Here is a 19445-nt window from a genome sequence, read left to right on the forward strand (position 1 = left end):
TCCACAGTTCCTTACTGCCATTGTTTTAGTATCTCGTATTTGCTGTGTCATTTTTTCTAATATGTATAGAACAATGATCAAGGTAGCGATAATATTTTATCTGATTGTTTCTATGTATAGCTGAAAAAAATTTATTTTATAGTTTTAAGCTATTCTTATTGACTGCTTTCCAATCTTGTTTGTAAACGAAAGCATGATCAAGATATGATTTTTGTTTGTTGATTGGTTTCTTTTGTTGTCGAATCTATTGATTTACTCTCGCTGCCTAATTGGATAGCTTGATTCATCTACGTTGTACCGTAATCTAGTAAGTTATACTCATTCTTCCGCAGTGTTATATCACTTGATCATTGATCCGAAAGACGATCCTAGCATGGGATGGATATATTATTATTTTATTAAGTGATGTTAACACTTGATCATTGTTCCTAACATGCTTTTTGTAACGAAAGTATGATCAAGGATTATCACTTGATCATACTTCCACATTAGAGAAGAACTTTCTATTATGCCATTGAGTTATTTGATGGCTATATCTTCTATTACTTGGTTTATAGCCTACCTTTCCAAGGGATAAGTCAAAATTACACTGGCCGTAAGATATGGTTAAGTATCAATCGTTCCGATGTTATTCCATATTTTTACTCTCACTTTATTTACATTGTAAATAAGTGACGTTGTAATATTTAAGATCTGTTTATCTTTTTCTATGAAGTCTAGAAGAATATAGTTATAGATTTATACAGGTTTTTTTCTTTAATTTATCTAGATTGTAAATATCATGCAATTAGTGTGATTTTTATTCATAAATGTTTGTTCAGCATTTTGTTGTGTTTACTTCATTTTGTTGTACAATTGTAATCAGTGAATTATAGCGGAATCTGGTAATGAAAAGAGAACAAACAATTGAGAGCCTTGTTCACCTAGCAGAGCAAACTGCCCAGGTACAAGCTGACAGAATAGAGATAGTTTTAGAGGAACGTAGTGATGAGCACTTTCCGGCTATGTCGAAAGCTCTAATGGAAACACGGTCTGGGCTAACTCGCAGGAAGCTAGACGAAGCTATCGGTAAGTTGGAGGCATCTGGTCATCAGTTTACGAAAAATAATGCTAACCACTATTCTATCTCACTTCAGGAAGCGCACATGTTGATGGATGCAGCTGGAGTGCCAAAGTTTCATCAAAGAAAGAACATCAACGGTAACAAGCCATGGATTATCAATGTGCAAAATCAAAAAGGTGGTACCGGAAAGTCAATGACAGCGGTACACCTTGCAGCCTGTTTAGCATTGAATCTCGATAAGCGCTATCGCATTTGCTTGATTGACTTAGATCCTCAGGGCTCACTACGTTTGTTTCTTAACCCTCAAATAAGCCTAACCGATCATGACAACATTTATTCTGCGGTTGATGTGATGTTAGATAATGTTCCTGAAGGCGTTAATGTTGATAATGAGTTTTTGCACAAAAACGTATTACTACCAACTCAATACCCGAATTTGAAAACAGTTTCAGCTTTTCCTGAAGATGCAATGTTTAATGCTGAAGCTTGGCAAAACCTATCTCAAAACCAATCTCTTGATATAGTTAAATTATTGAAAGAGAAGCTAATTGATCAAATATCTGATGACTTCGATATTATAATGATAGATACAGGACCACACGTGGATCCTTTAGTTTGGAATGCTATGTATGCATCGAATGCTTTGCTGATTCCATGTGCCGCTAAACGTCTTGATTGGGCGTCGACAGTGAATTTCTTCCAGCACTTGCCAACGGTTTATGAAATGTTTCCCCAAGATTGGCAAGGTCTTGAATTTGTCCGTTTGATGCCAACCATGTTTGAAGATGACAATAAAAAACAGGTGGCGGTGCTGACAGAGATGAATTATTTACTCGGTGATCAAGTGACTATGGCAACGATACCTCGTAGTAGAGCATTTGAAACCTGTGCAGACACTTATAGTACAGTGTTTGACTTAACGACTGGAGACTTTGAAGGGGGTAAAAAAACACTAGCTACGGCACAAGATGCGGTACAAAAAAGTGCCCTAGAACTTGAACGTGTCCTTCATAGTAATTGGTCATCACTCAATCAGGGGTAAGTAAACAATGGCAATCAAAACTTCAGATTTAAACGCAAGATTATTTGGAAAAGCGAACAAACGCCATGTATCTAGTCCTCAAGAAGCCCAGAATGCGGCTAAAGACCAAGCTCAAGTGATTGAACTTGCAGTTGCAGGGGAAGATATAGTTACCTTTGAACTGCTAAAAATTCCAGCAGATGTGGTTGCAGATGAAACCATTGTATTTTCTGATAATGCTAGGGAACAGTCGTTCCTAAATGAGCATGCTTTATCTGATATATTGAGCACTCTAAAAGAACGTGGTCAACAATATCCTGCAGTTGGACGTAAGAGTTTAGACGGTAAAATAGAAGTGTTGGATGGTAGCCGCCGTCGCATGTCTTGTATTCTAGCTAACAAAGATTTTCTCATCTATGTTGCAGAGGATATAAATAGTGAGCATGCTAAGTTTTTGTCTGATGTAGCCAATGCTCATAAGCCTTTATCTTTGTATGAAAAAGGCAAGGAAATGCAAGCCAAACTCAATAATGGAGAGGCGGAAGATCAAAAGGCTTTAGCAAAAATGTTCCAATGCAGTGAAGCTTTAGTGAGTGGAGCGTTAAAAGCAGCTGATTTACCTTTATCATTACTACAAGCTTATCCTAATGTGGCTGATCTTGGCCGTCCAACCATAGTCAAGTTACATAAACAGTTTAATGAACTAAGTGAAATAAATCGGAGTCAAATTCTTGGTAAATGCGCTTCAGCGGAAGGGTTTGTATGGCAGCGGAGTAAAGCTCAGGGAGTTGCCCGTATAACAAGAGAAGTTTCTGAAACAATTGAACACTGGATAGAGGAACTAGCTCCTAAAGAGTGCCAAGGAAATCGTAAAGTTGAGCTTGTTAAGGGAAGAGCAAGTTACAGTCGTAAAGGGACAGGTCTTGCTCTTAATCTTAAAAATATTGATGACGATCTTATGCAAGAAATAATCGACTTTGTTACTAAAAAATTGAAGTAATAAAGTATTCGTTTGGATTTACGCTTTTAGTAGCACATTGAGCTTATGGTTTCGCTCATAATAAAGTCACTCTATGAACCCCCCAACACTTAGCTACAAGTATTGAGGGGGTTTTTCATTACTCTCATTTTGTCATCATAGTTGTTATAATTCTCTTATTCTCAATTGATGATACTTTCCATGTTCGATTATTTTTCACAGCTAATAGAATCTGCAGGTAAAGCTAACCATAGATATGGTTTGGTTTTGAAAGGTGATCTGAGTTGGACTGCCAACACAGTAGAGATGATAAAAAGTTTATATTGTTACTCAGATACGGTCCAGTTAGGTGGTGAAATAAGAGATGCCGGCGTACGTTATGTCAATTTTAAACAAGGAAAGACGCTATTAGGCCAAGAATGCAATTTATTAATTTGTTATCTATCCGAAGGATTTGATGCAAATTCATTTTGTGCTGCTTCAGGGAGTGTTCAAGGGGGAGGGTTGGTCATAATAGTTCCCTCATTCAGTACCATCTCACCATGTGGGCAGCTTTGGCTTGAAATAGCATTTAGTCGTTTGATTCAAGTTGAGCAATCGAAGCCACTGCCAGAACTTCTTAGTGTTAGAACATCAACTGGGATTCCTTTTATTGAACAAGCTTCAGCAATTAAGAAAATTCATAAAGTCTTAACTGGCCATCGTAAACGTCCTTTAGTAATGACTGCTGATCGCGGGAGAGGAAAAAGCAGTGCATTAGGATTTGCTGCAGCTGAACTTATGAATCAGCGTAATATAAGAATTTGTATTACAGCACCCAGCCTTGCAACGGTCATTCCTGTTTTCGAACATGCTCAAGATCATTTTAAAGATTGTATCGTCAAGAAAGGACGAGTTTGGAATTCTCATTCATCGTTGGAGTTCATTGCGCCCGATGAACTGCTCAGAAGTCAGCCTGACTGTGATCTATTACTTGTTGATGAAGCTTCGGCAATCCCAGTTCCCATGTTACAAAAAATGGTAGAGTTTTATCATCGTGCTGTATTCTCTGCCACAATACATGGCTATGAAGGGTGTGGTCGAGGCTTTACTATTAAGTTTGAAAGCTGGCTGAGGAAAATGCGGCCTGGTACTGCTTTTTTCCACCTTAATCAGCCTATTCGTTGGGCTGAAAATGACCCTCTAGAAGATTGGTTATTTGACACCTTTCTGTTAAATACTGAGCTTAAGCCTTTAGTGGTTCAAGAAAATGCCGAAATTAGATTAGAAAAGGTCATTAAACAACAACTTATTAATCAGCCTTCTATGCTGAGAGAGCTGTTTGCTTTACTCGTTAATGCTCATTACCAAACAACACCTAGTGACTTAATGTTATTGTTAGAGGAAGAAGAAATAGAGCTCTACGCAGCTGTATCCAGTGGTTCTTATGTTGGTTGTATGATGACTATCAATGAAGGTGGGTTAGAGGAGAGTTTAATTAAATCAATTCAGCATGGCCAACGAAGGCCTAAAGGTCATCTGGTTCCAGTAACGCTTGCTAATCACTTAGGGATCTCTCAAGCTGCGTGTCAACACAGTACTCGTATTATGCGAATAGCCACTCACCCTGATATTCAAAGGACTGGAGTCGGCACCGGAATGTTATCTCAATTCTTGCAAAATTCAGGTGGTGATTTTGTTTCAACTAGCTTTGGAGCAACGGGAGAATTGATCAGGTTCTGGGCCAAAAGTGGTTTTTTGCCAGTAAAAATGGGCACACAAAGAGATCAAGCAAGTGGTTGCCATTCTATTATAATGGTGAAGGGTAAAGTTGATTGGCTAGATAGTGCTAGGAAGCTTAATCATCAATCAATATGTTACCTACTTACTACGCATTTTTCTGATATTGAAATAGACATTGTTCGTATTTTATTCGTGATGAATAATGCTTCCGTAGGAAATAATGAATCCCAAACCTTGATTAAAAATTATTGTTTAGGAGGAGCTAGCTACGAGAGCATTGCTCCGTTGTTATTTAATTGGATGTTATCATCTTCCGATACTGTTAGAGAGTCTTCTGATCTACTTGTGCGTAAAGTACTTCAGCAACGAACTTGGGAGATGTGCTGTAAGGAGTTTTCTATATTGGGTAGAAAACTATTAGAACAACAAGTCAAAGATGATATTCAAGTTTTACTTGAATCGACTAAATCGTGACTTTCTTTACAGTGTAAATTTTATGTTGTAATAATTATCTTCCCCTCGTTTTTATATCATTATTCAATATTTACAGTGTAAACTCCCTTAAAGGTCAAATAAAAGACTATTTCATATTTCTCTCTTAAAAAACATGGTTATTTTTAATAAATAAAACAACCATTCAACGTGTTGAAAAATAAGTAATTATATTTATATTCCTATCATAAATATGAATCCTCGCTCATATTGTGAGTTCACTTGGTTGGCTAAATAGTGATTCCTTTCTACACTCTGAATGAGGCGTAATGCTTCAATAAACGGCTAGGAAATATAAAAAACAAAAAAAGGTTGAAACATGAACTGTTTACTTCCTGAGTCTCTAGACATTTCGACAGTGCTAGATGTAACGACTCTATACCAAAAATGGCTTACTAACCAAGATCCCATCGAGCTGAACGCCGAAAAGGTTGTGCGGGTTGATGCGGCTGGCATACAACTTCTTTGTTGTCTTTTTATTTCCGCAAAAAAAAATCACCGAGAGATTCACTTGCTTAAACCTACAGAACCTCTAACCGATGGAATACAGACGTTGGGGTTTAGTGGTGTTTTTGAACGAACAACAAAAGTCGGAGAGTAACCACTATGACCAAGATACTTGCAGTAGATGACTCTGTGTCAATACGTCAAATGGTTAGCCACACGCTACGTGATGCAGGCTATGAAGTAGAAACAGCAAATGACGGTCGAGACGCACTTACTAAGGTTGCAAGCCATAAGTTTGATGTTGTGATATCAGACGTCAATATGCCAATTATGGGAGGGTTTGAGCTCGTTAAGGCATTGAGAAATAAGCCTCAGTATAAATTCATTCCAATTTTAATGTTAACAACAGAAACAAGCACCGAAAAGAAACAGCAGGGTAAAACAGCAGGGGCTACTGGGTGGCTGGTTAAGCCTTTCAATCCAGAGACGCTATTAAAAACACTAAAGCGCGTTATTTGACCACAATATCTGCACTAAACAACGTCATCAGGCAAGGGAAAAGCTTATGGCTTTAGATATGGAACAATTGCGCAAGATGTTTTACGAAGAATGTCGTGAAAATCTTGAGGTATTAGAAGATGTACTCCTTAACTTGGACATTAATAACGTCGAAGAAGAGTCAATTAATACTATATTTCGAGCTGCCCACTCGATTAAGGGTGGAGCTGCGACCTTCAATTTACTTGATATCAGTGAATTCACTCACTCTGTAGAAGCCTATCTTGATTTGGTCCGTAATCAGCAACGAGAGCTAACCGCAAGTACAGTGGACCTATTGCTCAAAAGTGGCGATTGTATTCATGCGATGCTTGAAGGGCACGAGCAAGGAAGTGATGTTGATATTGAGCTGAAAAATCAAGTCAGTGTACAACTTCATTCGCTACTGGGTGAGTTAGTCGATGACCCCATTGAATCTCAGTCGCTTTTACCATCAGAGCCCACTGCTTCTTCTCCTTTAATTCAAACTGGTCAATCAGATTGGCAGGTGAAATTTGAACCTCATTCTGAAATGTTTTTTAGTGGTAATGATCCGCTTAGAATACTGAGAGAATTAAAGGATTTGCACGCCTCGTGTGTGATCATTTCTGATACTGAGTTGTTACCTGAGCTTGATGTTATTGAGGCTGAGCTGTGTTATTTGAAATGGACAGCAAAACTATCAGGGGATGTGGCAGAAGGGTCTATACGAGAGATTTTTGAGTGGGTAGAAGATGAATGTGATCTGTACATAGACAGAGTGCCATTAAATCAAAAAATAGATACGACTACAGAAGAAATCCAACATAGTAGTGATTCAGTTCAGCTCGACAACCAAACATCGGTGTCTGGCCCTGCCAAATCAGACCCCAAAGCCAATAAAGTGGCTAAATCAGAATCAAGTGTGAGTTCTATTCGAGTCGATATAGACAAAGTGGATAGCTTGATCAACTTAGTTGGAGAGTTGGTGATCACTCAGTCCATGCTCACCGAAATAGGCAATGACTTTACGATTGATAAGATTGAGAAGCTTAAGGTTGGACTAGCTCAGTTGCTACAAAATAGTAAGGATCTACAAGAGAATGTTCTTAACATTCGCATGTTACCAATGAGCTTTGCATTTAGCCGTTTCCCCAGGCTGGTACGTGATTTATCCAGCAGGCTTGATAAGCAGGTTGACTTGCAAATTTTAGGAGAACAGACGGAGTTAGATAAGACGGTGCTTGAACGTATTGTCGATCCATTAGTTCACTTAGTTAGAAATGGCATAGATCATGGTATCGAGCAACCAGATATTCGTTTAGAACGAGGAAAACCAGCACAAGGTGTGATTAAGCTTAACGCTTTTCACCAAGGCGGCTCTATTGTGATTGAAATCATGGATGATGGTGCAGGGCTTGATTGCAACAAACTGTGGAATAAAGCGACTGAAAAAGGAGTACTGGCAGCAGAAGTTCGTCGTGAGGATATGAGTGACAAGCAAATTATGAATTTGATTTTTGCTCCTGGGTTTTCAACTGCTGAGGAAGTATCTGATATTTCGGGTCGTGGCGTGGGGATGGATGTTGTTAAACGTAATATCGAAGAACTTGGTGGTCATATTGAAGTTGAGTCTGAGCTTGGTGTTGGTAGTAGCTTTACTATTAGCCTACCGCTAACTCTGGCAATACTTGACGGGCAGCTAGTCAAGGTCGGGGGTGAAGTATACATCATCCCACTTTTGACCATTGTAGAATCCATTCAGATAGATACGAGCTGCATCAAGCTGGCGTCAGGGGGAGTAGAGCTATATCGATTGCGCGATGAGAACATTCCCATATTACGTCTTCAAGAAGAGTTAGAAATGGGCCGAAGTGGATCTCTTGACGCGAGAATACTCTGTTTTGTTGAAGCGGCAGGTAACCGAGTAGGGCTACTCATTGATGAGCTTCTTGATCAACAACAAGTCGTTATTAAGAGTTTGGAGTCGAACTATAACAAAGTTGCGGGCATTTCTGGTGCCACTATTTTAGGAGATGGTTCAGTTTCATTGATCTTAGATGTTCAAGGGTTGATAACTCACTTTCTAAAACGAGCTTCTGATTCTGCCCATAAAGGCATTGCAGCTTAAAAGGAGAGGTAAATGGAATCTGAATTAAAAACACACGATTTGACGTCAGAAAAAGCTTCGCCAATACAAGGTCAAGCATCTTTAGATTATGCCACTCAAGAAGGCGTATCTGAAAGTGCTGATTTCTTGAGCTTTAAATTAGAAAGAGAACTATATGGCGTGGAGATTAAAGATGTTGAAGAGATTCGTGTTTGGGAGAGGCCAACTCCTATTCCGCACGCACCTGAATTTGTAAAAGGTGTCATTAATTTGCGTGGAATGATTGTACCGGTTGTCGACTTAAGATGTCGTTTTGGTGTAGGTCAGAGTGAATATCTGCCAAGCACCGTCGTGATTGTACTTCGATTTGAATCAGATGAAAGTGAACGCTTAATGGGTCTAGTGGTCGATGCGGTTAGTGATGTTGTCAGCCAAGGGAATAATGATTTATACCCAAGTGTTGGGCAGTCGCTAGTGACCCCCTATCTACAAGGGTTGTTGAATGTTGGCGATCAGGTTATGTCTCTGCTGAATACAGAAGAGTTACTTAATTTAGATCGTGTTTTAGAGAGAGAGTCATGATCATGCCGCAAGAGTTTCTCAGCTTTATCTTGGGAGAAGACGAATACGGTGTCCCTATTCTTGATGTTCGGGAAGTACGAGGTTGGGGGGCTGTTAGAGAAGTACCCAATTCTCCATCTTACATGCTGGGTGTATTAGAAATTCGAGGAGAATACGTGCCGATTGTTGATTTGAGAGCAAGATTTGGTTTGCCACCGGCAGAGATTAGCTCGACGACAGTTGTGATTGTACTCAATGATGCTCAGATGCATCCGCTAGGCATTATTGTTGATGGGGTCTCAGAGGTTTATCCGCTAACAGATGAACAAATAAAACCAGCACCACATGTATCACGGTCGGTTGACCATGGCTTCATCCGAGGCATTGCATCGGTTGAGAATGGTCATCTGATATTAATAAAACTAGAGGCTCTGTTCGATGTGGCAGAGTTGGCTGAACTTGACCAGAAAGAGCAGAGTTTGGCCTAAAAAGCCATACGAAACAAACAGTGAGAGGTGACTCATGGCATTTTGGAATCGTAAACCCAAATCAAATGTGGCTGAGCAATTTGAAGCAGCAGCATCAGATAGCTTAATGGAAACAAATGAGCCTGAAGAAAAAAGCCTGTCGAAAGACCAGCTTTTTTCAGCGCTCAATGCGGCGCAAACAGCACTGATGATGATCGATAGAGATTTTAATATCACATACATCAACCAGAAGTCCATTGATCTACTGAAAAGTCATGAGAGTTTATTTCAGACGGTTTGGCCCAATTTTCACGCTAGTGAAGAGTTCTTAATGGGATATTGCATCGATGGCTTTCATACAAATCCTGCCCATCAACGTCAGTTACTTTCTAATCCATCTAATCTACCTCATACCACAACGATTACTGTTAAAGATGTACAGATTGAGTTAAATGTTGGCGCCATTATTGATGCTAAAGGAAATTATGTAGGGAATACCTTGGAGTGGTCTGATGTAACAGATGCACTCAAGCAGCGTGATGATATTGCACGTTTGCGGGCTGCTGTAGACCAAGCTCAAACGGCGATGGTTATGATAGACCGTAATTTAAATATTACTTATGTGAACCAAGCTACTATCCAGTTATTTGGTATACATGAGGCTGTACTCAGGACAGTTTGGTCAGGCTTCACTGCTTCTGAAGACTGGCTAATGGGGCGGTGCATTGATGAATTTCATAAAAACCCAGCTCACCAGAGGCAACTATTATCAACACCTAATAACCTCCCTCACAAAACCGATATTGATATTGCAGACATAAAAATTGAACTTAATGTTGCTGCGATTATGGATGCCAAGGGAAACTATATTGGTAATACATTAGAGTGGCAAGATGTCACCGCGAGACGAGCTAAAGATCAAGAAGTCGGTCGTTTAGCTTCTGCAGTAAAAGGAATGACAACCAACCTCATGATGGCGGACAAAGAGGGGATTATTCAATACCTCAACCCATCATTATCTAATCTGCTTAAATCGAGAGAAAGTGATTTACAGAAAGCTTTACCAGGTTTTGATGCCAGCAACTTAGTTGGTAAAAATATTGATGTATTCCATAAAAACCCAAGTCATCAAAGGAATATTATCAATAATCCAGACCGCTTACCTTTCTCCTCTAACGTAGCTGTTGGTGGACTTGAATTTAATTTAACTTGTATTGCAATGCATGATGCCCAGGGTAACTACATTGGACCTGCACTTCAGTGGGAAGATATTACCGAGCAACAAGACGGTCAAAGGCAGGTTGAGTCTTTGATTCAGCGAGCAATATCTGGTGAGTTAAATGAACGTATTGATACGTCTGTATACAGTGGTTTCATGAAAGAGCTAGGAGATGGCATTAATAACTTGCTCGATACTATGGTGGAACCAATTGGTCAATGTATTGATGTTATGAGTCGTGTGGCTGATGGGGATTTAAACACTAACATGTCTGAAAATAAAGGGGAATTTGGCAGGTTGTCAGATGCGGTCAACACCTCAATTATCAATATTCGGAACATGGTAGAAAAAATCACTCAATCTTCGGCTCGGGTGGCGACAGCCTCTACTGAAATTGCTGAAGGAAATAATGATTTAAGTCAGCGTGTTGAAGCCCAAGCATCTAACCTGGAAGAGACAGCAGCAAGTATGGAGCAGATGACCGCCACGGTAAGGCAAAATGCGGATAATGCAAAAGGTGCTAATACGCTGGCTGAAGATGCGACTAAAAAAGCCAGTAAGGGAGGGGATGTGGTTGGTCAAGCTGTATCAGCTATGTCTGAAATTAACAGCGCAAGTAAGAAAATTGCCGATATTATAGGCGTTATCGATGAAATTGCTTTCCAGACAAATTTATTGGCATTAAATGCAGCAGTAGAAGCAGCAAGAGCAGGAGAGCAGGGCAGAGGCTTTGCAGTAGTTGCGGGAGAAGTTCGTAATTTAGCGCAAAGAAGTGCAGCAGCAGCGAAAGAAATTAAAGGTTTGATCAACGATAGTGTTGAAAAAGTTGATGAGGGATCCAGATTAGTCGATGAATCTGGCGATACTCTCAATGAAATTGTAGAGGCCGTAGAAAAAGTCACTGAGCTAATTGTTCAGATTGCTTCATCCAGCCTTGAGCAATCAACGGGCATTGATGAAATTAATCGTGCTATTTCGACCATGGATGAAATGACTCAACAGAATGCTTCTTTAGTCGAGGAAACATCTGCAGCTAGCCAGTCGTTGAAAGATGAAGGTAAACAGCTACTGCACCTAATGAATTTCTTTGCTTCGGATGACAATGTTGCGACGTTCGAATCAAAAAGATCAAAACAACCTACTCAAAAAAGTAATGTAAGAGAAATACGGACCCCTCGAGTTGCTAACTCCGGTTTTCAAGCCAGTGAGGAAGGGGAAGAATGGGAAGAGTTTTAAGCAGTGAAGATGGAGTTGTATCTGGTACAGAGTTTGAACTGACGGATAAGGACTTTAGATTTATCCAGTGGTTCATGCATAAGCATGCCGGTATCTATTTTTCTGATCGAAAACGTACCATGGTATATGGCCGCATTAGCCGTCAGCTTAGGCGGCTAGGCTTAAATCGTTTTGTAGATTATAAGCTGCTGATTGAACAAGATAGTGAAGAACGAGTTGGTTTTATTAATAGTCTGACCACCAATAAAACACAGTTCTTTCGAGAGTACCATCACTTTGAATTTCTTGAAAATGTCATGTTGAAAGAATGGGTCAAACAAGGAGTACAAAATTTAAGTTTGTGGTCTGCAGGCTGTTCTACGGGAGAGGAGCCTTATAGTTTTGCTTCTTCACTCTACTTTAAGGAAGCTTTTAGTTCTTTCGAGAAAGTTCAGATATATGCGACAGATCTTGACACTAAAGTGCTTTCACATGCTGAGCAAGGCATTTACAGCGAGGAGGCTGTTTCATCTATTCCTGAGAAATACTTGCAATCTTGTTTTTTTAAAGGAAAAGGCCACCAGAAAGGGAATATCAAAGTTGCTAAAGGTCTACAGCAATGTACCAATTTTCAGCAGCTAAATCTGCTGGATGATTGGCGGTGGGAACAACCTTTTGACCTTATTTCATGCAGAAATGTGATGATTTATTTTGATAAACAAACCCAAGAGAAATTGATAAGACGTTTTTATCAGCAACTTAAACCTCATGGAATACTATTTATTGGCCACTCTGAAAGTGTCGGATCCTGTAGCGATCTCTTCAGGCACCTCGGGAAAACCATTTATATAAAACAATAGGAAAAACTATGGTTGGACTTAAGGAAGCAAAGCCGATGCATGACAGTAGTCATTTCAATCGCTTTTATCACCGCCAAAAAGAGATGCACATGGTAAAGGTATTGCCTGGAGGGTTGTATTGGAGTCAGAAAGACGATGAATTAATTGCTACAGGATTAGGTTCATGTGTTGCTGTTTGCTTGTGGGACGAACTCGTTGGCATTGGTGGAATGAATCATTTTTTACTTCCTTTTGGCAACCATTCTGAAATCAATGCATGGCGGCCCGGTGAGATTATATCTACAGCTTCGCGTTATGGCAGCCATGCAATGGAAATGTTGATTAATGCCATGATTTCTCATGGTGCGCGTCGCTCTGAGTTGAAAATTAAGCTTTTTGGCGGCGCTCAAATGATGGGTAAGCATTCGATGATTGGAGAAAAGAATGTTGCTTTTATTCTGGACTATGTGGAACGTGAAAAACTCAATGTTATTGCTCAGGATCTCGGTGGGTTAGAGCCAAGGAAAATCATATTTAATCCCCTAACAGGAAAGGTTTGGCTCAAGAGATTACCGTACACCGAAGTTCATCACCTTCAACAGCAAGAAGATAAATACGCTAACCAATTAAGCCGTGAGAGTCATAGCTTGGACGATAATGAAGTGGAGTTGTTTGGATGAAAAAAATTAAAGTCTTGGTTGTAGATGATTCGCCAGTATTTAGGGCTTTGCTTGAACAAATCATTAATTCTGATCCTAGTCTTGAAGTTGTCGCATTGGCTGAGGACCCCTTCCAAGCTCGTGAACTGATTAAGCAACATAACCCAGATGTGATTACATTAGACATTGAGATGCCGAAGATGAACGGTGTCCAGTTTCTTAAAAACCTAATGCGGTTAAGGCCAACTCCTGTAGTTATGATATCAACTTTAACTCAGCATGGTGCTGAACCGACATTAACCGCTTTGGAATTTGGGGCAGTTGACTACTTTCCCAAGCCATCCGTTCACAACACAGCTGAGATGGTCAACTACAAAGATCTTGTTAATGACAAAATTAAAATGGCAGCTGGTGCCAATGTTCGTAATGACTCTTGCCAAAATTATTCATCACAGCCATTGATTACCGGTGCTGGAAAAACTGCTATTGAGATTATTGCTATTGGTGCTTCTACCGGTGGGACAGAAGCGGTTAGGAAAGTATTATCGGCATTGCCAGCAGGGCTTCCTCCGATCGTTATTACTCAACACATTAGTGCTATGTTTAGTGCTTCATTTGCCCAGAGGTTGAACGAAAACTGTGCCTTGGAAGTAAAAGAACTATCAGTTAACAAGGCTCCGCTAGTGAATGGGTGTGCTTATGTTGCACCAGGAGATAAACATTTGGTCGTTGTTAAGCAGGGGAATCACTTGTATTGCCAGCTTGATGATAGGCCAAGTGTCAACCGCCACAAACCTTCTGTTGATGTGATGTTTGATGCTGTGGCAGAAACGGTAGGAGAGAATGCCATCGGTGTTATTTTAACTGGAATGGGACAGGATGGTGCTAAAGGTATGCTTAAAATGAGGCAACAAGGCGCAAGAACTATCGCACAAGATCAAGCTTCTTCAGTGGTATGGGGAATGCCGCGAGTTGCTGTTGAAATGGATGCAGCCCAAAAAATAAAGAGTCTTAAACAAATTCCACAGCAGATATGTGATTGTCTAGACAGCCATTCTTGAATACTCAGAGACAAGGTTAGGGGGGATTATGAATAGAATAATAATGGTAACCAAGTATCGCTATGGTGTTGCTATCGGGATCCAGCTTGTGTTGCTTTCAATGGGTATGGCATTGTCTTCCTCACTAGCTCATGTAGCGGTGATGGTTTTAGCGGCAGCTGTACCTTGGTTTGTCATACCTCGAAAATCAATTGATGAATGTGAGCAAGATCTTACGGTCAAGCCTGTTAAAGATGTGCAGTCTGCTGCTAAGGAGATCAGTGAAACAATTTGCCGGATATCACAACAGTTAAATGAACCGCTAAGGTTACAAAATAGTGTTGTGGGGGAGTCAGTTGAAACATTAAACAGTAGCTTCTTTGAATTACAAAGCTTGGCAGAAAATCAAAATGAAATTGCTGAAGCGCTCGTGGTCAAGACTCTAGGTAATAAAGATGATACATACGACATTACTCAAGTTTTACCGAAAACAGAAGCTATTATCCGCCAGTTTGTCGAGACACTTATCACTGTATCGGAGAAAAGTATTTCTGCTGTACACAGTATTCACGATATGTCGGATAAACTGGATAAAGTATTTAAGTTGCTTAAACAAGTTCGAGGACTCTCCGAACAAACCAATTTGCTCGCTCTTAATGCCGCTATAGAAGCTGCACGGGCTGGTGAGGCTGGAAGAGGTTTTGCAGTGGTTGCGCAAGAGGTGAGGAACTTATCGGTGAAAGCATCAGAGCTTAACAATCAGATAGAGAAAGAAATCAACGTTGCGCAAAATACGGTGAAGGAAGCCAATAAAACTGTCGGAGAGATGGCCTCGATTGATATGACAGATGCAATAGAATCAAAAGATAAAGTTGATGAGATGTTGCTTGGAGTTCAGGAACATAATGTAATGGTTGAGCGCGAAGTACAGAAAATCAAGTCCATTGGTATAACACTGCAAAGCAGGGTTGGTGATGGTATTCGTGCATTACAGTTTACCGATATTATCATTCAGCAAGGTGAATATGCTCAAGATAGTATCGAGTTTCTTAAACAGATGGAGAGCCAATTTGCTAAATATGCAATTGGTAGGACTGATGGTGATGATTTTAATAAGGCTATCAGTAGCCTTAAAAATAATATTGAGCAAAGAAGTGCGCCGGCAGCCTCTCAAGCAAGTATTGAAGAAGGTGAAGTCGAGTTTTTTTGAAATTTTGGTTAGGTGAAGATCAGGCAAGGTATACAAGTCTTGCTGTCTTAATAAGGAGACACTATGTCAGTTGAGTCAGAAATCGATACGGGTGCGAAGCATGTGACCATTGTTATAGAGGGAGCGTTTGGTTTTAGCCTTGTGCAGGAGTTCCGCCGCTGCTATTCCGACAAGAAAAATTACCGCTTTACTATTGATTTGCGCAAAGTTGACTATATCGATAGTGCAGGTTTGGGCATGTTGCTTAATATGCATAATTATCTTGAGCAAGACGATGGCATGATCCGTATTACCAACACTCTACCTCAAGTACGGAAAATACTATCGATCTCTCGTTTTGATAAAAAGTTTGCCATCGAGTAGATATTTGGGGAGAGCTGTATGCATGTCATGATAGTTGACGACCACGCGACAAATAGAGAGTTGTGTCGGTTTATGTTAAGTGGCATAACAGAAAAAGTAACCACTTTTGAAAACGGTGAAGGAGTTATCAATGCTATGCGGAAAATGCCGCTGTTGCCTGACATAATTCTTCTTGATGTTATGATGCCAGTTAAAGATGGTTTTACAACGGCTAAGGAAATCCGTGAGGCTTTTTCCGGAACACATATGCCGATTATTTTCCTCACAGTGCTAGATGATCATGACTCTTTTGAGAAATGCTTGACGGTTGGTGATGACTTCATTCCTAAGCCAGTTGAGCGTAGTGTTTTGATAGCTAAGGTGCAGGCTCACTATCGTATTGTAAAAATACACAACCAAGTTAGAGAGCAAAGAGACGAGCTTAGCTATTTCCACGAGCAGGTGCGCTACGATTACGCGATTGCAGAATCTATTTTTTCCAATTTGATGGACGAAATGGGTTCACAGTTAAAGAATATCTATGGTATTGACTATAAATCCACACCTTCGACGGTCTTTAATGGGGATATGATCGTGGTTGCTAATCGGCCTCATGGTGGTGTCTATGTCATGATAGCGGATGCAACAGGTCACGGCCTTCCTGCTGCTATTTCAGCTATCCCTGCCACCCGAGCTTTTTTCTCTATGGCATCGAAAGGCTTATCTCTCGGAGAAATTGTCCGCGAGCTTAATGATGTATTGGTAAGATTTTTACCTATGGGCATGATGTTAGCCGCAAGTGTATTTGAAGTTAGAGCAAACGGTTTTGAGGTTTCATGGTGGGGTGGAGGGTTGCCTGATGGTTATCTATTGGATAAAGATGGCACCATTGTACGTAAACTAGTATCAACTCATATGCCACTAGGAGTGCTAAAGGAGCATGAGTTTGAAGCTGAACTTATACACTACAAGATGGAGCCAGATCAGAGGATCGTTTGTTATACCGACGGAGTTGTCGAAGCAGATAATGGAATTGGAGAGCAATTTGGACAGGGGCGACTAGAAGAAGCGCTGATGTCTGGACGAGCAATCATCCCTACAGTATTTGAATCGGTTAAAAATTTCTCTAGCCGTAATGTTGGTGATGACTTATCAATACTGGCGATGACGTTTCCGATTTCTAATAGTAACGATAGAATAGCTCAACAAAACAATTCCTATTTAAGTCAGACTCAATCTCAATCTACAATAACCTTCCCTGCTTCTATACTAAAGTCAGTCACTGTAATGAGTGAAGTAAGACAGTTTATGACAGGTGTGATGTCGGGGGCACATCTTGATTTAGTTTGTTCAGTATTATCTGAGTTATTTGCTAATGCAATTGAGCATGGGTTGCTTAATATGGATTCTCGGATTAAAGAGGAGCCAGATGGCTTTTTTACTTTTTATCAGTTGCGCGAACAAAAGCTTCAAGAGTTGTCAGATAAATATTGGTTATCTTTATCTATTGACTATCAACCGGGTAACACAAAGATAATTATGACACTTGAGCATAATGGAGAAGGTTTTGATCACGCTAAGGTAAAAACTGGAAGTGATAAATCTTTGACACATGGTCGTGGTATCGTACTTGCATCAGAATTATGTGATTCATTGGAATATTCAAAGCAGGGTAAATGTGTGACCGCCATCTATCGTTTGGACTCGAAGCACCATTTCCCCAGTTCTGATTAATGATATTTACAGTGTAAAAGTAAGTGAGAAGTGACCGAGCCCCTACTTTGCTATAAATTAAATATTCTATTCCAGCAGGATTATATAAACTAAACTTAAAGGGATAAAAAAAAGTAGGCTGTAAATGTGGGACAAGTTAGTCAGCTTATCTGAAGACGATCAACATGTTATAGCTAAGTTACCACAGGATATAAATCTTGAAGGTAAACTTACCGATAACGGTGTTGAGGAAGAGCTAAACAATATTGGCGCTACCGACTTTTGTATACTGACCGAAGAAGTGAATCGGTTTATTAATTGTGCAAATGAAGGTAAAAGTGAAGCGCTGATAGGCTTTCCGATCGCTGAAGTCAGAGATGCAGTGGTAGAGGTGATTTTATCTGATCATGATATGCTCGCCAGTATGGTGGTGACAGGAGCATTTCGTGGCTCACCATTAAAGGGGCCTCAAATTGTTCATGCACTAGCCCATGCTCATGTCACTAAAGGAATTAATAAGCTCGCACTAAAGAAAGTTTTAGTAATGAGCCACCAACTCAAGCCTGGTCAGACATTTACGCAGCCAGTTGCGAAAGGTAAAAACCCAGTTCAAGGCCAAGATGCCAAGTTTATTCCTTTAGTTAAAGATGTGACTAAGCAAGTGTTAGCACCGACAGAAGATGAAAGTGGAAAAGTCGACATGTTAAATCTCGGTGAGACTGTCACGGTTGAAGCTAACGCGCGTTTGATGAAGAGGATACCTGCCACTAAGGGAGTTCCTGGCATAACAGTACAAGGGAAGTCTATTCCACCAAAACCAGGTAGTGATGCCGTCCTTAAAGCCTCCAAAGGATCTGAAATTTCTGCAGATGATCCCAACGTACTTATTGCTTCAGTGTCTGGAATGCCAATGATCAAAGAGCGTTCAGTTGAGGTTGAAGATGCAATTTGTCTCCCTTCGATTGGTGTCGCAACTGGTCATATAAAATTTAAAGGTAATGTGATTGTTACGGGAAATATTGAATCTGACATGGTCGTTCGCACCACAGGAAATCTAACAGTAGGCGGGTTTATTGAATCAGCTGACGTTCAGGCGCAGGGTGATATTGAAGTTGCCAAAGGCATTATTGGGCATAATGTTTCAGGTGATGCTGAAAAAACCTGTAAGGTTAAATCTGGTGGGTCTATTACGGCAAACTATGCACAATTTTCTGATTTGCAAGCGGCTGAAAATATTAAACTTTCAATACATTGTATGGGAAATGGATTACGTTGTGGTAAAGATCTTACAGTGTCAGATGCGGCAGAAAAGCAAGGAACACTCAGTGGTGGTAGTGCTATGGTTGGCGGCAAGATCACTTGTATAAACTTAGGAGTCGAAGGTGATACTGCGACTCATGTGAATGCATTCGCTCGTTATGCAAATTTTAAGGAGCGGCAGCAGAAATATAAAGAAGAATATACAGCAGCCCAAGAAGCAACCATGAATGTGGTTAGGAAAGAACTCGAATTTAAAAAACGCCCCAAAGCAGAACGAACAGAAGAAGACGAAGAGAATATTGATAAGTTAAAGAAAGAATCTAATGCTCGATTAGAAAAAGCTAAAATGGCTAGAGACAGACTTGAAATGGAGTTGGAAGAAGCACTTGAAGAAAACATTATAGAGGTTAAGCACAAGGTTTATACACACGTGACAGTGCAATATGGTGAAGAAAAAGTGATCACAAAACGTGCTCATGGCGCCAGTACTTTTAGCTTTACTCAGTATGAGATCAAATGTGCCTCAGCTATGGATGAAGAAGCATTGGAGCAAGATTAATAACTTACTTA

At 40.2% G+C, this 19445-nt stretch carries 16 protein-coding genes; all 16 read left to right on the plus strand.

Features of this window, described 5'->3' with window-relative positions:
- The first annotated feature begins 887 nt into the window (after positions 1–887).
- The 16 genes from OCV27_RS16435 (at position 888) to OCV27_RS16510 (ending at position 19434) form a co-directional block, all read left to right on the plus strand.
- Positions 888–2105 carry a ParA family protein gene (locus tag OCV27_RS16435; RefSeq protein ID WP_125323375.1) on the plus strand — a complete coding sequence of 406 codons (1218 nt, stop codon included), beginning with the start codon at positions 888–890 and terminating at the stop codon, positions 2103–2105.
- A 7-nt stretch (positions 2106–2112) separates the two neighbouring features.
- Positions 2113–3084 carry a ParB/RepB/Spo0J family partition protein gene (locus OCV27_RS16440; RefSeq protein ID WP_125323376.1) on the plus strand — a complete coding sequence of 324 codons (972 nt, stop codon included), beginning with the start codon at positions 2113–2115 and terminating at the stop codon, positions 3082–3084.
- 180 nt (positions 3085–3264) lie between these two features.
- The gene (locus OCV27_RS16445) at positions 3265–5259 is read left to right on the plus strand and encodes a tRNA(Met) cytidine acetyltransferase TmcA domain-containing protein (protein ID WP_185759854.1); all 1995 of its coding nucleotides are present in this window, start codon (positions 3265–3267) and stop codon (positions 5257–5259) included.
- A 337-nt stretch (positions 5260–5596) separates the two neighbouring features.
- Complete coding sequence (locus tag OCV27_RS16450) at positions 5597–5878, plus strand: STAS domain-containing protein (protein WP_125322161.1); 282 nt, start codon at positions 5597–5599, stop codon at positions 5876–5878.
- Positions 5879–5883: 5 nt separating this feature from the next.
- On the plus strand, positions 5884–6243 hold the full coding sequence (locus tag OCV27_RS16455) for a response regulator (protein ID WP_125322160.1): 360 nt from the start codon (positions 5884–5886) through the stop codon (positions 6241–6243).
- Between the two features lie 46 nt (positions 6244–6289).
- Positions 6290–8371, plus strand: coding sequence for a chemotaxis protein CheA (locus OCV27_RS16460; protein WP_125322159.1), 2082 nt, complete (start codon positions 6290–6292; stop codon positions 8369–8371).
- A gap of 12 nt (positions 8372–8383) precedes the next feature.
- A complete protein-coding gene (locus OCV27_RS16465) occupies positions 8384–8932 on the plus strand; it encodes a chemotaxis protein CheW (RefSeq protein WP_125322158.1) in 549 nt (182 codons plus the stop codon).
- Positions 8929–9399 carry a chemotaxis protein CheW gene (locus OCV27_RS16470; RefSeq protein ID WP_125322157.1) on the plus strand — a complete coding sequence of 157 codons (471 nt, stop codon included), beginning with the start codon at positions 8929–8931 and terminating at the stop codon, positions 9397–9399. Before OCV27_RS16465 ends, OCV27_RS16470 begins: the two co-directional genes overlap by 4 nt.
- 34 nt (positions 9400–9433) lie before the next feature.
- Complete coding sequence (aer2, locus tag OCV27_RS16475) at positions 9434–11833, plus strand: aerotaxis transducer Aer2 (protein WP_125322156.1); 2400 nt, start codon at positions 9434–9436, stop codon at positions 11831–11833.
- Positions 11818–12672 carry a CheR family methyltransferase gene (locus OCV27_RS16480; RefSeq protein ID WP_125322155.1) on the plus strand — a complete coding sequence of 285 codons (855 nt, stop codon included), beginning with the start codon at positions 11818–11820 and terminating at the stop codon, positions 12670–12672. Before aer2 ends, OCV27_RS16480 begins: the two co-directional genes overlap by 16 nt.
- An 8-nt stretch (positions 12673–12680) precedes the next feature.
- On the plus strand, positions 12681–13331 hold the full coding sequence (locus tag OCV27_RS16485) for a chemotaxis protein CheD (RefSeq protein WP_125322154.1): 651 nt from the start codon (positions 12681–12683) through the stop codon (positions 13329–13331).
- Positions 13328–14371: a protein-glutamate methylesterase/protein-glutamine glutaminase gene (locus OCV27_RS16490; RefSeq protein ID WP_125322153.1), complete on the plus strand. Its 1044-nt coding sequence runs from the start codon at positions 13328–13330 to the stop codon at positions 14369–14371. The genes OCV27_RS16485 and OCV27_RS16490 overlap by 4 nt, the downstream gene beginning before the upstream one ends.
- Positions 14372–14399: 28 nt before the next feature.
- Positions 14400–15560, plus strand: coding sequence for a methyl-accepting chemotaxis protein (locus OCV27_RS16495; protein WP_125322152.1), 1161 nt, complete (start codon positions 14400–14402; stop codon positions 15558–15560).
- A gap of 63 nt (positions 15561–15623) precedes the next feature.
- Positions 15624–15923 carry an STAS domain-containing protein gene (locus tag OCV27_RS16500; RefSeq protein ID WP_125322151.1) on the plus strand — a complete coding sequence of 100 codons (300 nt, stop codon included), beginning with the start codon at positions 15624–15626 and terminating at the stop codon, positions 15921–15923.
- A gap of 18 nt (positions 15924–15941) precedes the next feature.
- Positions 15942–17636 (plus strand): fused response regulator/phosphatase, encoded by a 1695-nt coding sequence (locus tag OCV27_RS16505; protein WP_125322150.1) that lies wholly within the window; start codon positions 15942–15944, stop codon positions 17634–17636.
- A gap of 124 nt (positions 17637–17760) precedes the next feature.
- Complete coding sequence (locus tag OCV27_RS16510) at positions 17761–19434, plus strand: DUF342 domain-containing protein (RefSeq protein WP_125322149.1); 1674 nt, start codon at positions 17761–17763, stop codon at positions 19432–19434.
- The last annotated feature ends 11 nt before the right edge of the window (positions 19435–19445 follow it).

The sequence above is a fragment of the Vibrio pectenicida genome (assembly GCA_024347015.1).
GTDB lineage: Bacteria > Pseudomonadota > Gammaproteobacteria > Enterobacterales > Vibrionaceae > Vibrio > Vibrio pectenicida.